Origin of the sequence: Prevotella veroralis DSM 19559 = JCM 6290, assembly GCF_000377625.1 — a bacterium.
GTDB classification, from domain to species: Bacteria; Bacteroidota; Bacteroidia; order Bacteroidales; family Bacteroidaceae; genus Prevotella; species Prevotella veroralis.
On record NZ_KB898330.1, the window covers coordinates 183,002 to 198,813 of the forward strand.

The 15,812-nt window shown below is 42.7% G+C and carries 12 protein-coding genes and 1 rRNA gene; 11 read left to right on the top strand and 2 right to left on the bottom strand.

From position 1 onward, the window contains the following. Positions 1-44 precede the first annotated feature (44 nt). Positions 45-923 (bottom strand): YicC/YloC family endoribonuclease, encoded by an 879-nt coding sequence (locus D464_RS0107180; protein WP_018910801.1) that lies wholly within the window; start codon positions 921-923, stop codon positions 45-47. An 87-nt stretch (positions 924-1,010) separates the two neighbouring features. Here D464_RS0107180 and tsaB point away from each other — a divergent pair, with 87 nt between their 5' ends. From tsaB to rseP, 6 genes are all read left to right on the top strand, one after another. After that, positions 1,011-1,703: a tRNA (adenosine(37)-N6)-threonylcarbamoyltransferase complex dimerization subunit type 1 TsaB gene (tsaB, locus tag D464_RS0107185; RefSeq protein WP_004382782.1), complete on the top strand. Its 693-nt coding sequence runs from the start codon at positions 1,011-1,013 to the stop codon at positions 1,701-1,703. Positions 1,704-1,776: 73 nt separating this feature from the next. Continuing rightward, positions 1,777-2,376, top strand: a complete 600-nt coding sequence (locus tag D464_RS0107190; RefSeq protein WP_024985765.1) for a DUF4290 domain-containing protein — start codon at positions 1,777-1,779, stop codon at positions 2,374-2,376. 2 nt (positions 2,377-2,378) lie between these two features. Then, complete coding sequence (murA, locus tag D464_RS0107195) at positions 2,379-3,692, top strand: UDP-N-acetylglucosamine 1-carboxyvinyltransferase (RefSeq protein ID WP_018910803.1); 1,314 nt, start codon at positions 2,379-2,381, stop codon at positions 3,690-3,692. 205 nt (positions 3,693-3,897) lie between these two features. Continuing rightward, a complete protein-coding gene (gene rimM, locus D464_RS0107200; protein ID WP_024985766.1) occupies positions 3,898-4,419 on the top strand; it encodes a ribosome maturation factor RimM in 522 nt (173 codons plus the stop codon). A 23-nt stretch (positions 4,420-4,442) separates the two neighbouring features. Beyond that, positions 4,443-5,600 (top strand): 1-deoxy-D-xylulose-5-phosphate reductoisomerase, encoded by a 1,158-nt coding sequence (locus tag D464_RS0107205; RefSeq protein ID WP_018910805.1) that lies wholly within the window; start codon positions 4,443-4,445, stop codon positions 5,598-5,600. A gap of 13 nt (positions 5,601-5,613) precedes the next feature. Beyond that, a complete protein-coding gene (rseP, locus tag D464_RS0107210) occupies positions 5,614-7,014 on the top strand; it encodes an RIP metalloprotease RseP (protein WP_018910806.1) in 1,401 nt (466 codons plus the stop codon). Positions 7,015-7,478: 464 nt separating this feature from the next. On the opposite strand, the gene purL is transcribed toward rseP, so the two are convergent. Next, positions 7,479-11,225, bottom strand: coding sequence for a phosphoribosylformylglycinamidine synthase (purL, locus tag D464_RS0107215; protein ID WP_018910807.1), 3,747 nt, complete (start codon positions 11,223-11,225; stop codon positions 7,479-7,481). 524 nt (positions 11,226-11,749) lie between these two features. Between purL and D464_RS13930 the strand changes: the two genes are divergently transcribed. The 5 genes from D464_RS13930 to D464_RS0107245 form a co-directional block, all read left to right on the top strand. Further along, positions 11,750-12,259, top strand: coding sequence for a hypothetical protein (locus D464_RS13930; RefSeq protein ID WP_018910808.1), 510 nt, complete (start codon positions 11,750-11,752; stop codon positions 12,257-12,259). After that, complete coding sequence (locus D464_RS12575) at positions 12,260-13,741, top strand: leucine-rich repeat domain-containing protein (protein WP_305075974.1); 1,482 nt, start codon at positions 12,260-12,262, stop codon at positions 13,739-13,741. It begins immediately after the preceding gene. 23 nt (positions 13,742-13,764) lie between these two features. Beyond that, positions 13,765-13,977, top strand: coding sequence for a hypothetical protein (locus tag D464_RS0107225; protein WP_018910810.1), 213 nt, complete (start codon positions 13,765-13,767; stop codon positions 13,975-13,977). 200 nt (positions 13,978-14,177) lie between these two features. Continuing rightward, entirely contained in the window at positions 14,178-15,044 is an 867-nt protein-coding gene (locus tag D464_RS0107240) for an OmpA family protein (protein ID WP_018910811.1), read from the top strand. Between the two features lie 607 nt (positions 15,045-15,651). Next, positions 15,652-15,812: ribosomal RNA gene (locus D464_RS0107245) — 16S ribosomal RNA — on the top strand; the annotation flags it as partial.

Genomic DNA, 15,812 nt, shown 5'->3' on the forward strand with positions numbered 1-15,812 from the left:
TTCTTTATTGATTCCATATTACACTCTTAGAGTTTGTTTACGAATTAAAGAGCGTTTAATACCTGTTCTTTAATCTGTTCCAACTCGTCTTTCATCTTAACAACAATGTTCTGCATCTCGGCTTGGTTACTCTTAGAACCAGTCGTATTGATCTCGCGTCCCATCTCTTGTGCGATGAAGCCGAGCTTCTTTCCCACGCCATGACCACACTCCGCCATAGTTTCACGGAAGTACTTCAGGTGGTTAGTTAAGCGTTGTTTCTCCTCGCTAATATCAAGTTTTTCGATGTAGTAGATGAGCTCTTGCTCTAAACGATTCTTATCGTAATCAACCTCAGGGATCTGTTTTAAGCCATCAATAATCTTATCTTTAATCTTTGGAACACGGCTCTTCTCGAAGGGTTCTATGCTCTTTAAGAGTGCAGAGATATTATCGATTTTCTCTGTAAACTTCTTTTGTAACGCTGCTCCCTCTTGTGTTCTAAATTCGATGAGTTTGTCAATAGCCTTGTTAATTGCCTGCTTTGCAGCCTCCCATTCATCTTTATCGAGTTCTTCAGCATCGGTCTTTGCGGTCACATCAGGCATTCGGAGGAGTGTAGAGAACCAGTCGTTTGGCTCTGGAATACCCGTTTTCTCAGCAATAGTCTTTATCTGTTTGTAATAGTTTTCGACGAGAGCTGCATTGATAGGAGTAGCATCTACGATTGCTTCCTTCTCAACCCAGAGAGAGAAATCAACCTTACCTCGCTCTAACTTCTGCGCAAGTAAGCGACGAATCTCCATCTCTTTCTCTCGGTAGAGTGGTGCGATACGAGCAGAGAGATCAAGTGACTTGCTATTAAGCGACTTAACTTCTACGTTGATTTTCTTTTCCTTGTAGGTTACTACTGACTTACCGTAACCTGTCATAGATAGTATCATTACTTTTCAAGTTAAATTTTTGCAAATGTACAAATAATGCGGGAAAAAAGAGTATATTTGCATGTTTTTAGAACATAATTAGCTTTTATGTCTTGTATATTAAGCATTGATACGAGCACAAATGTGTGCTCTGTTGCAGTAAGTCAGGATGGGATTTGTATCTTTGATAAGGTAGATAATAGTGGTCCTAACCATGCTGAGAAGTTAGGAACATTCGTTGATGAGGCCTTGGCATTCGTTGATAGCCACGAGTTAACGCTCGATGCGGTGGCTGTTAGCTGTGGTCCAGGTTCATATACGGGTTTACGTATAGGTGTGTCTATGGCAAAGGGCATCTGTTATGGACGTAATATAAAGTTGTTGGCTGTGCCTACTTTGGAATTACTAGCCGTTCCTGTTCTATTACATCATGAGTCAATAGAAGAGGAAGCATTGCTTGTTCCGATGATTGATGCACGACGAATGGAAGTTTATTCTGCCGTGTATGACCGTAGCTTAAAGGCTGTTCGTGCGATTCAAGCAGACGTAGTTGATGGCGATACATACAAAGAGTTCCTTGATAAAGGACCTGTTTATTTCTTCGGCGATGGTGCCGAGAAGTGCATGGAAGTTATCCATCACCCTAATGCCCATTTGATTAAGAATATCGAACCAGTGGCTAAGAACATGTTCCCGTTAGCAGAGAAAAGAATGGCAGAAGGTAAGTTTGAAGATGTAGCTTACTTCGTTCCGTTCTACTTGAAAGACTTTGTTGCTAAACAGGCAAAGCCCCTGTTGTAATTAATAGATTATGATTGTTGATGAGGAGGGCTTTATGTTCCATCCTCAGAGTTCAAAAGTTCAAACCTCAAAGATGAATATTGAAGGATTAGATTATAATACCCAACGAGAGAAACTCGTGCTTCCGCAATACGGACGAGAGATTCAAGACATGGTTGATTATGCGGTTAGTTTGCCTACAAAGGAGGAACGACAGCATTGTGCGGAGACCATAATTTCTATCATGGATAGGATGAATCCACAGAGTCGGGGGAATGTTGATCACATGGATAAACTATGGGATCACTTGGCATTGATGTCTAACTTTAAGTTAGATATTGATTATCCTTGTGACGTATCACAGGCATTGAAGATAGCAACGAAGCCTGAACCGATGTCTTACTCAACCTCAAAGATTCCTGTTCGGCATTATGGAAAGTTGCTTTTCGAGGCTTTTGACAAGTTGAAGACAATGGAGCCTGGTGCGGAGCGAGATGCTTTCGTTCGTTCAATTGCCAATCAGATGAAACGGAGTCTGGTACAGTGGGGACATGGATCAAGCGATGATGAGAAGGTTGCATCAGACCTTGCTCGCTTTACAGATGGCAGGATTCAGCTTGATCTTGATACCTTTAAGTTTGATAAGATAAATGAGAGAGAGCTTGTTCAGCCTCGTAATAAAAAGAAGAGATAAGCATGGAGTCCTTTATTATAGAAGGTGGACATCGATTGAGTGGAACGATTACGCCACAGGGAGCAAAGAATGAAGCACTGGAGGTAATATGTGCGACTTTGTTGACCACAGAGCCTGTTATCATCCATAATGTGCCTGACATCCTTGATGTCAACAATCTAATTCTACTCTTACAGGACATCGGTGTGAAGGTAAAGAAGCGTGCTCCCAATGAGTACTCATTCCAGGCTGATGAAGTAAACTTGGACTATTTGGAGAGTGTAGACTTCGTTAAGAAGTGTTCGTCATTGCGTGGTAGTGTGTTAATGATTGGTCCTTTGTTGGGTCGCTTTGGTAAAGCAACGATTGCAAAACCAGGTGGTGACAAGATTGGAAGACGCCGTTTAGATACTCACTTCCTTGGCTTTAAGAATTTAGGGGCACGTTTTGTTCGATTGGAAGATCGTGATGTATATGAGATACAGGCCGATAAGTTAGTTGGACAATATATGCTTTTGGATGAGGCTTCCATAACTGGTACAGCTAATATCATTATGGCGGCTGTCATGGCGGAAGGCACTACAACGATTTACAATGCTGCTTGTGAGCCTTACATCCAACAGCTTTGTAAGATGTTGAATGCTATGGGTGCGAAGATTACGGGCATAGGAAGTAACTTGCTAACAATCGAAGGTGTGCAGAAGTTGTCAGCAACTGAACACCATATACTACCCGATATGATTGAGGTTGGCTCATTTATCGGTATGGCTGCAATGATCGGTGATGGCGTTCGTATAAAAGATGTTTCTATCCAGAACCTCGGTTTGATTCTCGATACATTCCATCGATTGGGTGTACAAATCATAGTGGATGGTGACGATCTTATCATCCCACGTCAAGACCACTATGTGATAGATTCTTTCATTGACGGAACGATTATGACTATCAGTGATGCACCATGGCCAGGCTTAACACCAGACCTTATCTCAGTGTTACTCGTTGTAGCAACGCAGGCACAAGGCAGTGTTCTCTTTCATCAGAAGATGTTTGAAAGTAGATTATTCTTTGTGGATAAGCTCATTGATATGGGTGCGCAGATTATTCTTTGCGACCCTCATCGTGCTGTGGTAGTCGGTCATGACCATGCTAAGATATTACGTGCTGGGCGCATGTCAAGTCCTGATATTCGTGCAGGTATCGCTTTGTTGATAGCTGCTCTATCAGCACAAGGAACAAGCCGAATCGATAATATTGCTCAAATCGATCGTGGTTATGAGAATATAGAAGAGCGACTAAATGCGCTGGGAGCAAAGATTCGCAGAGCAGAAATTTGTTAGCTTCGTCGTATCTGAAGCTACCCTTTGAGGAAAATAGGTGTTAGCTTTAAACAAAAAGGGTCTACCCTTTTTCTCAAAAAGGTCTACCTTTTCGGGCAAAAAGGTCTACCCTTTTTCATAAAAAGGTCAACCCTTTTATAGAACACACCATTTGATATTGAAGTAAGCTATAGTTTTATCAGCGTTGCTGGTATATGATAAAGAGATGATAAAGAAGGAAGAAGTCTATAAGATAGGGCGCATAGGGAAACCTCATGGCGTACACGGAGAGTTGCAGTTGCAGTTCTCCGATGACGTTTTTGATGCTGTTGATGCCGATTACTTAGTATTGGAGATTGATGGAATACTTGTTCCTTTCTTTATGGAAGAGTATCGTTTCCGTTCGGATGAGATAGCACTTATGAAATTCTGTGATATTGATACGGAGGCACAAGCACGTGAGCTTACAGGTTGCGAAGTATTCTTTCCACGCAAGTTGGCGGCAGAGCGAACCGAAGATGTGTCTTGGGCGCAGATTGTGGGCTACTCATTAATAGACGAGCAAACAAAGAGAACCATCGGAAAGATTACTGCCGTTGATGAGACAACAGTAAATACTCTCTTTGAAGTAGTGACTTCTAAGGGAGATGATATTCTGATTCCTGCCAGCAACGAATTGATAGTTGAGGCTGATACAGTAGGTCAGACGATAACCATGCGCATTCCTGCTGGACTGCTCGACCTATAACTCATCGTATAAAGAAAATACAAATGAAACAACAAATCTGTATATTAGGTTCCACTGGTAGCATAGGTACACAGGCGCTTGATGTCATTAGTCAGCACCCCGATCTCTATGAGGCTTATGCGCTAACAGCTAATAAGCGTTGGAAAGAACTGGCTGACCAAGCCCGCAGGTTCCATCCATCTGCTGTGGTTATTGCCGATGAGAACTATTACGAATCGCTGTCTTCTGCGCTATCCGATATGCCAGATATAAAGGTATATGCTGGTGCGAAAGCATTGGAAGAAATCGTCGAGTCACCATCTATTGATATGGTACTTACAGCGATGGTAGGCTACTCGGGACTAGCTCCAACTATACATGCTATCAAGGCAAAGAAGAAGATTTGCCTGGCTAATAAGGAGACATTAGTTGTGGCGGGAGAGCTTATTTTGCAGCTCGCACAGCAATATCACACACCGATCTTACCAGTGGACAGCGAACATAGTGCTATCTTTCAAAGTCTGGTAGGGGAAGATGATAACGAGATAGAGAAGATACTTCTCACCTGTTCAGGAGGTTCTTTCCGCACCTTCACGCACGAACAGTTGAAGTCTGTCACAGCTGCTGACGCTCTTAAACATCCCACGTGGGAGATGGGAGCAAAGATCACCATCGACTCCGCCTCATTGATGAATAAGGGCTTTGAAGTGATAGAAGCTAAGTGGCTCTTTGGCGTTCCTGCAGATAAAATCCAGGTATTGATACATCCACAATCAATAGTCCATAGTGCTGTGCAATTCGTGGATGGCGGTGTGAAGGCACAATTAGGAGTGCCCGACATGCGCCTTCCTATACAATATGCTTTCTCATTCCCTAAGCGATTGCCACTCAATGGCGATCGTTTGAATCTCTTCTCTCATCCTTTAGAGTTCTTCGAGCCTGATGTTGAGAAGTTCAAGTGTTTAGCGATGGCGTATGAGGCTATTAATAAAGGTGGCAATATGCCGTGTATCGTTAATGCCGCCAATGAGATTGTCAATGCTGGGTTCCGTCAAGGTGCGTGCTCATTCCTTGCTATGGGCGACATCATCGAACAGACGATGCAGCGTGTAGCCTTTGATAAGAATCCTGATTACGATATCTATGTGCAAACAGATGCAGAGGCGCGTCGTGTGGCACAATCAATTATGAACAATAAATAATGGTTATATAACAATGGAAACATTTCTAATCAGATTGCTTCAGTTCGTTCTGGCAATCTCTTTACTTGTCTTGCTACATGAAGGCGGACACATGTTCTTTGCGAAACTCTTTGGAGTTCGTGTGGAGAAATTCTTTGTATTCTTCGATGTAAACATCGGTAAGTGGTCAGGTAAACTCTTCAGTTGGAAGCCGAAGAAGGACGATACCGAATATGGAATGGGCTGGTTGCCCCTAGGCGGATACTGTAAGATATCGGGAATGATAGATGAGAGCCTCGATAGGGAACAGATGAAGAAGGACCCACAACCATGGGAGTTCCGTACTAAACCAGCATGGCAACGACTCTTAATAATGATTGGTGGCGTGTTAGTCAACTTCGTCCTCGCATTATTCATCTATTCGATGATTATGTTCACATGGGGAGACAGCTACTTCAAGGTATCTGATATGACCATGGGAATGCGTTTCAATGCTGATGCCAAGGCTTTGGGATTCAAAGACCATGACGTTATGTTGGGTACAGACCAAGGTTCTTTCCGTGAGTTCGCTAATGTCAATGGCGATTTCTTCCGCCAGATTGCACAGGCAAAGCGTGTTGATGTGCTGCGTAATGGTAAGAAACAGAGCATTAAGCTACCAGGTGATATGGATATGTTATCCATGATTAAGACCCGTCCTTACTTCGTTGAGCCATTTATCCCAGCACAGGTTGACAGCGTTATGAGCGGTTCTCCAGCCGCTAAAGCGGGTATGAAGGCAGGCGATGTTATCAAGTCTATCAATGGAAAAGCTGTTGAGACGTGGTCAGACATGAACTACCAGACAGGTGTCTTAGATGATGTTATGGCAGTGAAGAACACTCATAAGGATTCACTTGCAGCTCGTTCCGTTGTCTTAACGGTGCAGCATAAGGGCGCAACAAAGCTCGATACCATGCGAATGGTTATGACTCCCGACTTGAAACTAGGCGTTTACCAGTCGAGCTTAGCCTCTTTCTATAAGCCAGTGCAGGTTCAATATGGTTTCCTTGAGAGCTTCCCTGCTGGTGCAAAGCATGGTTGGAACGTTCTACGAGGCTATGTCGGCAACTTCCGTTACCTCGCTTCGGCAGATGGAGCAAAGAGTATTGGCGGCTTCGGATCGATAGGTAGCCTCTTTCCTCCTTATTGGGACTGGTATATGTTCTGGTCGATGACAGCCTTCTTGAGCATTATTCTAGCCTTTATGAACATCCTTCCTATCCCTGCGCTAGACGGTGGTCACGTGGTATTCTTGCTTTATGAGATGATTACACGTCGCAAGCCATCAGAAAAGTTTATGGTTTGGGCAGAGTATGCTGGTATAACGATACTCATTATATTAATGGTGTTTGCCAACCTTAATGACATCCTTCGCTGGCTGCATGTGATGTAATAAAAAGCCTCACCCCCGCCCCCTCTCCGAATGGAGAGGGGCGTGAATAGTGCTGTTTGAATAAGAAGGATGTCTTTGGTCAATGTGTTGCGAGGTATAGACTCGTAAGCTGGAACAGCAAGACTAAAGAGAAGGACGTGCCTAAAAGTAGGGACAGACGTCCTTGTCTGTCCACCTTTCAAGCCCTTTGTGACACTCCTCTCTTTTCTCGAGGAGGCTGGTTGGGGCTTTCGGTTGCTTGCGTTCTGGCGGACTGTCGAAGGCATCTGTCCCTACTTTGTGGCATTATCATTAATTAAAGGAATGCTCTTCTCATGTCAAGAAGGGCGTTCCTTTGATGCGAGAAGGGCGTCTCTTCGATGTGAAGAGACGCCCTCTTTGTCAGCGGATGATACCGTTCACTCCCCTCTCCATTCGGAGAGGGGGCGGGGGAGAGGCAGTAGAGAGGGTGGGGGTGAGGCTCCTTACAACTTACTCTCAACCCACTTACGTGCATTGACGAAGGCCTCAATCCATGGCGTTATCTCGTCTTTTCGACGCTCACGAGGATAGTAAGCCTGCTGCCAAGGGAATATAGATCGCTCCAAGTGAGGCATCATTGCGAGGTGACGACCATCCTGTGAGCAGATTCCTGCGACGTTATAATCGGAGCCATTAGGGTTGCCTGGATACTCTGCATAGTTGTATTTCGCAACAATGTTGTACTTGTCTTCTGCCTCTGGGAGATAGAAGCGTCCCTCTCCGTGTGCTACCCATATACCGAGTTTGTTACCGCTCAAAGAACCGAACATCACACTATTGTTCTGTGGAATGGTCAAGTTCAAGAATGAACTCTCAAACTTCTTGCTGGTATTGTGGCAGAGGTGTGCACGATGCTTATGCTCTGGATTGATGAGGTTCAGTTCCACCATCAACTGACAACCATTGCAGATACCGAGTGAAAGGGTATCCTCACGTGCATAGAAGCGGTCGAGTGCTTGCTTAGCCTTAGGGTTATAGAGGAATGCACCAGCCCATCCCTTAGCAGAACCGAGCACGTCAGAGTTGGAGAAACCGCCGCAGAAGACAATCATATTCACCTCTTCCAACGTCTCACGACCACTGATGAGGTCGGTCATAGTGACATCTTTCACCTCGAAACCAGCTAAGTAAAGTGCATAAGCCATCTCTCTTTCACCATTAGTACCCTTTTCACGGATAATAGCAGCCTTTGGCGTTGCATGGTTCGTGGCAGATTCTGATGACTTCCATCGGTCTGCATCCAATCCATATTGCTTGAGCGTTCCAGTGAAGTCAGCGTTGAATTTCATTTCTATAGGCTGCTTCTTATAGTTCGTGTAACGCTTCTTCGCCATACCATTCATGCTCTGCTTACGATCGAGCAAGTAAGAGGTCTTATACCATGTCTCACGCATTGTATCAATATCGAGTTCTACCATCCATTTGCCATCAGCTATGTTAAGCACACGTTGATTGATTTGTGGAGTACCGATACATGCGAATCCAATGCAATTCTCTTGTAAGAATGCTTGTACATCATCCTTATGCTCATCCGCAACCTGTATTACTACACCTGGATTCTCTGCGAACAACTTCTTGATAACATCATTGCCTTGGATGTTCTGAAGGTCAATATGCAATCCACCTTCTGTATTGGCAAAGGTCATCTCAAGCAATGTTGTGATCAAACCACCGGCCGAGATATCGTGTCCTGCGAGTATCCATCCACGACGGATAAGCTCTTGAATGGCGTCGAAACAGTCGCAGAAGTATTGTGGTTCTTTGATAGTTGGAACGTCACTACCTATCTTTCCGAGACTTTGGGTGAATGCGGAACCTCCTAAACGTTGCTCATCAAAACTGAAATCGATATGATAGATGTGGCTATTCTCATCGTTCACAAGTACTGGAGAAACTACCTGACGAACATCACTTACCTCACCACCGCTCGTCACGATGACCGTTCCCGGAGAGATAATCTTGTCTCCATTAGGATATTGCTGGGTCAGAGAGAGCGAGTCCTTACCTGTTGGAACGTTCACACCGATAGCACAACAGAAGTCGGATAGAGCCTTAACTGCGCTGTAAAGGCGTGCATCTTCACCCTTCTGTGAGCGACAAGGCCACATCCAGTTAGCCGATAAGCTGAGGCTGTCCATGCCGTCAGCCAATGGTGCCCAAACTATGTTCGTCAATGATTCAGCAACGGATAATACGGAGCCTGCCTCTGGTGATGCAAGACCTGCCTGAGGCGCATGACCGAGTGCTGTGGCTATACCCTTATGCCCACGATAGTCCAATGCTACGACACCACAATCCGATAGTGGGAGTTGTATCTCACCCTGGCATTGCTGTCTTGCTACCTTACCCGTGACAGAGCGGTCTACCTTGTTTGTCAACCAGTCCTTACATGCAACGGCTTCCAGTTGGAGCACACGTTGGATGTACTCTTCCACCTTATTTATATTATAAGAGGCGTCTTCATATTTGCGAATGACAGTCTCATCCTTCATAATTGTCTTAGGAGAATGACCGAACATCTGTGCTACGTCGAGGTCGAAAGGTTTAACACCATCACCCTGAACGAACGAGAAGTGAGCGTCGCCAGTGGTCTCACCAACAACATACATAGGTGCACGCTCACGCTCAGCAATCTTCTTTACGTGTTCGAGATGCTTCTCATCAATAAGTAAGCCCATGCGCTCTTGTGACTCATTGGCTATAATCTCTTTCGCACTAAGTGTCTTGTCGCCGATAGGAAGTTGGGTCATATCTATCTTGCCACCACAATCTTCAACTAATTCACTCAAGCAGTTTAAGTGACCTGCAGAACCATGGTCATGGATGGAAACAACTGGGTTGTTGTCCTCTTCTACCAATGCACGCACAAGGTTATAAGCACGTTTCTGCATCTCTGGGTTAGCACGCTGTATGGCATTCAACTCGATACCATTTGAGTAACGACCCGTATCAACAGATGAAACGGAACCGCCACCTAAACCGATACGATAGTTATCGCCACCTACAACAACAACCTTATTCCCTGCCTGTGGTTCGCCCTTTAGGCAGTCACGTTTGGTACCATAACCAACACCGCCAGCCAACATAATGACCTTATCATAAGCATATTTCTCGCCATTCTCTTGGTGTTCAAAGGTGAGGAGCGAACCCGTAATCAATGGTTGACCGAACTTGTTACCGAAGTCGCTCGCACCATTTGATGCCTTGATAAGGATTTGTTCAGGTGTCTGATAGAGCCATTGACGAACGGGCAATATGTCTTCCCAATCTCTAAGAGCAGGCGTTGAATTATCGTCATCTTTAAGTCGTGGGTAGGCAGTCATATATACTGCAGTACCTGCGATAGGCCATGAACCAACACCGCCACCCATACGGTCGCGTATCTCACCACCTGTTCCTGTTGCGGCACCATTGAATGGTTCAACCGTAGTAGGGAAGTTATGCGTCTCTGCCTTGAGTGAGATTACACTCTCAATAGGCTTTACGCGGAAGTAATCCGATACACTTTGATTGGCTGGAGCAAATTGTTCTATCTCTGGTCCTTGTGCAAAGGCGACATTGTCCTTATAGGCTGACAGAATCTTTCCTGGGTTCTCTTTCGTTGTCTTCTTGATGAGGCTAAAGAGACTACTCTCCATTACTTTGCCATCAATGACGAACTCTCCTCCGAATATCTTATGGCGGCAATGCTCGGAGTTAATCTGTGCGAAACCAAATATCTCAGAGTCTGTTAGAGGGCGACCATTTTGCTTTTCAATCTTATGAAGGTATTCCATCTCTTCGGGAGAGAGCGCAAGACCTTCTTCTTCATTGAACTTCTCTAAGTCGTCCACATGCTTGATGGGTTCTGGCTCATGGTTAACAGTGAAGATAGATTGGTCTAATCCATCATACATACGTTGCAACATCGGGTCGTAATCAGCCTCTTTGCTGCTTACAGGGAAGTACTCCTCTATACGCAAAATGCCGTCAAGACTCATGTTTTGAGTAATCTCGACGGCATTTGTACTCCATGGAGTTATCATTTCACGACGTGGCCCTACATAGTAACCTTGCAATGATTCTTCATTCTGCAAGTAGGTGGCGTCGCCGTAAAGCCAGCAAAGTTCGTTGATTTCTGCGTTAGACAAAGCATGATCTACTTCTGTAGCAATCACGCTCTTGGACTGAGTTCTGAAGAAAAGAATCATAGTCTTTATATAAAAATTGGTGTAACTTCTGTTTGCAAAGATACTATTTTCTTTGGATATATGACTTGTCTACAAGTGTTTTTTGCGGTACAAGATATTTGCTTTGAGATAGATTTTTATTATAAGGTGGTATCAACTCATTCTGTTTTGCTATTGATCTAACATTGATAATAAGGTATGATATGTACTTGGAAGGTGGAGATGGTGTGTTATCATGCTATCTAAAGAGAATAAAAAGGAACTTGTTAGTGGTTTATTGCCATTTATATTTAAATTGTTGCTATTAATATTGTTTGTATCGAAATATAGTAGTAAATTTGCAACGTGATGTATTTAATCAGCAAAATTTTGGCGTTCGTACCATTACGAGGCGTAATGATAAAACGCTAAAGGAAGAATTTCTCGTATTGTATCATAATAATCGGTATTGCAGTATATTGATATTGGTGATATTAAAGAAATTGTTTTTATTGATAACAGGAACCACTGCATTTTAAGTAATAAATATAATCCCTATAAAAAGAATGAAACGTATTTTTGTTTTAGGCATTATGCTCATGACAATGATCATGGCGTATGCAGATCCAACAACTGAGATGAAAGGCGACACGCTTGTCATCACTGTAAAAGCTAATGGAGACTTGGCTGTAAGTAATTTCTCAGATGCACAGAAGAATTCTACTAAGGTTAAGATTATCACAGCTAATGGTGTGAAGATATCGAAGAACGATTGGGATAGTTTCTTCGGTACTGATTATACGACACCGACTTTCTCTAAGATTACAGACTTGAATTTGGCTTTGGCAGAGTTTGAGAATGATGATGTGCTTAAGACTCTGGGTTTTAATTCTCCTAAGCTGAATGATGGGAGGCAGCTTGGTGAACTTGTTCTTCCAGAGAGTATTCATGAAACCAAGTTCTCATTTGACGATAATCAAAGCAAGTGGACAAGTGTAGTTTTCCCCAACGCTACTAAAGAGGTAAATAAGGGAACAACGGTGATTGCTGCAAACGTCTTTACTAATGAAGAGTGAATTCAGAAGCTAACTATTGGTACGAGTGTCAAGTCTATTGGTGTACAAGCCTTTAATGGTTGTAAGAATCTCAAAACAGTGGATTTCCTGTATGGTATACAGCGGATTGATAAGCAGGCGTTTTGGGGCTGTACTGGACTGACTCGGGTGATTCTGCCCGAGAGTCTTGAGGAGATTGGAGAGGGGGCTTTTGAGAGTTGTAAGAACATCACAACGCTTCGCCTGCCGAACTCATTGAAGACCATTAGGAAAGAAGCTTTTGAAGGAACAGGAATTAAGACTGTTGTTATCCCTGAAAGTGTAGAACTGATCGAGAGTCAGGCATTCGGTGGAAATGGTTCTCCTCTGACAGATGTGTATGTGCTTGGAAGTAATACGAAAGCAGCTTTACAAGCTTTCCAGCCAACGGGTTACACTTATGGTTATTCTTATAATGGTACAGGCAAGGGCGAACGTGTGCAACTCAAAGATTTTACAACGAGCACAGGTCGTTATACGATATTGCATTACCCAGAGGGTGCGTATGAGAAGTATGTCAACAAATACACTCAAGTGATAGGTACAGATGAGTATGCAAAATCTGGTTATCCTGAATATTATAATCGTTGGGTGGTTGATGCTGAAAATAATAAATATCCTGTACAAGACTATGGACTATTCACCAATCCCAGTGGTGACTTCGCTGGTTGGAATGAATTCATGCTCACTGGTAAACTGAAAAATATAGAAAAGGACGAACGACTTGTTGAAGGTAAGTGGTATTCAGTCTGCTTCCCGTTCAATTTAACAGAAGAGCAGATTAAAAATGCTTTTGGAGATGCCACAGAAGTATGCGAGTTCAGCGGTGTGAAGAGAGAGAATGATCCACTTGCTGCTGGTAAGAAATATATCACCTTGCAATTCAAGACACCAGTAAAGGATATGAAGGCACACCATCCTTACATGATTCATCCAGGTTTACATCATGCCAAGAATAACGTCATAGTTGGTGTGACTAAAGATGATGATACTGACAATGATAACTATGCCAAGAAACTGAAAGAACAGAGTGTAAGCCATGTTTGTGACGGCATAACATATACTTTCATTGGTAACCATACGGCAGAAGTAAATGTTCCGATGTATAGCTACTATTATTATTCTGGTAATGATGCAAGGTGGGAGAATGCCTTTTATAAAACGTATTACACTGGTGTTGTCTTTACTCCGCAAACGGCTATCGTTAAGCTCGAGAAAGACAATGGTGCATCAGCTAGCACTGCTAAGCAGATTTATTATGAGCATGGCTTCCTTAATTTGGATGATTCGAGTACAACGGGAATCAATACACTCCCTGCAACTGATACATCAGTATCATCCCCTGTTAGTAATAACAACGTTTATAGTGTCTATGGGCAGATTGTTCGCCGTGGTACGACAAGTCTCGAAGGATTGCCTGCTGGACTGTATATTGTGAACGGAAAGAAGTATGTTGTCAGATAATTAACTATATAAAAACGAAAACAATGAAAGCAATATATATTCGTCCGACAATTGAGCAAATTACAGTAAATGTAGAGTCATTTCTTGCAGGAACAGGAACGGAAAAGGGTAAGTATGACATCGGTTCTGATTCTTCTCAATGGCCTAAAACCGGTGGTATCCATGATGACTATGGGGACGGTCCTGATGTAAGTGGGGCGAAGAAGAATTTTTTTGAGAGTTCTTGGGAAGATTAAATTTGTATGATATTATAATAGAGGTGTGTCAGAAGTTTATTTTGACACACCTCCTCTATATGGAAGAAAATAAACTTCATGTGTTTTCTTTTGATCTGCTATTTCAAGTTAAAAATATCTAAACAGGCTATACTTCTGCTTGCTTTGTTCGCTTTTATAATATATCTTTGTGGCAGATATCAAAAAACGAAAATGGTTATATGAATATGAAAAAGAATTTTTTAATTATAATTTTAGCTGTTGGGACATTAACTTTCAGTAGCTGTGCCAGTAAGAAAGATTTGGAGAATTGCCGTGCGGAGAATAATCAGTTGACAGCAGATTATCAGAATGCGAAGGAGATAATAGCTGCTAATAACGCTCGCATTAAGAGCTTGGAGGATCAGTTGGCACAGGCTAGAGAGAGTGCAGCTGCATTACAGGGTAGTCTTGATAATAGTTTGAGAAATGCCAACTCAAACAATATTAACATCTCTAAGCTTGTTGACCAGATTAACGAGAGTAATCAGTATATTCGCCATTTGGTTGAGGTGAAGTCTAAGAGTGATTCTTTGAATATGGTGCTGACAAACAATCTTACTCGCTCTTTGAGCCGTGAGGAGTTAAAGGAGGTTGATGTACAGGTTTTGAAAGGAGTTGTGTATATCTCTTTAGCTGATAATATGCTTTATAAGAGTGGTTCTTACGAGATTAACGATCGTGCCGAGCAGACTTTAAGTAAGATTGCTAAGATTATTACGGATTATAGTGATTATGATGTTTTGATCGAAGGCAATACTGATAATGTGCCAATCAATACGGCAAATGACAAGATGAAGAATATTCGCAATAACTGGGATCTCTCTTGTTTGCGCGCTGCTTCTGTAGTACAATATCTGCAAGATCACTTCAATGTTAATCCTAAGCGTCTGACAGCTGGTGGTCGTGGTGAGTATAACCCACTCGCAACTAACGATACTGAGTTGGGTAAGCAGCGTAACCGTCGTACACAGATTATCATTACTCCAAAACTTGATCAGTTCATGGATTTGATAGGTAAAGCTCCAGATTCAAATCAGACAAAGTAAGTTGTTAGAATAATTTGAGTTATTCTTATTTTTAATAATCCTGCCTATTAAATTTTAGTGGGCAGGATTATTTGTGATAGTCTCCTCCTTTATAAGTCATTTATAATTCATCGAACTCACGTTAAACTAATGTTCACTAATGTTCTTTATAATACGCTTTGGGTTGTAGTCTTTTGTTTTGAGGTTTTTGTTTAAAAAGACCGATTTTGAGAATTGGTGCTTTGTGTGGACTAAAATGGTCTTTAAATGGCTGTTCGAGTTGATGTATGTCAAATAGGGTTGCTTGTTTGTACTTTTTTGGAACTTTTTCTTCAAAAGATTTGGAGGTTTGCTTTAAAGTCTATACCTTTGCACTCGCTTTCACGAAATAGGCAACCTGCTTATAACGTATAGGGTGATAAGAAAAGAGTTCTTTGAAAAGATTTACATAAACAGAGAAGTAGTACAAGAAGCGTCGTTTGGTTATGAATCAAACAGATGGGTAAAAGAAACGAACCGATCAATTAATTGAATAGGTGCTTTTTAACTTGATACTTAAGGATAGGCATTCTGATACAGAGACAAACGGATGGCTTGTATTTATATAAGTTGTCACAAATGATATTTTACAATGGAGAGTTTGATCCTGGCTCAGGATGAACGCTAGCTACAGGCTTAACACATGCAAGTCGAGGGGAAACGGCATTTAGTGCTTGCACTGAATGGACGTCGACCGGCGCACGGGTGAGTAACGCGTATCCAACCTTCCCATAACTAAGGGATAACCTG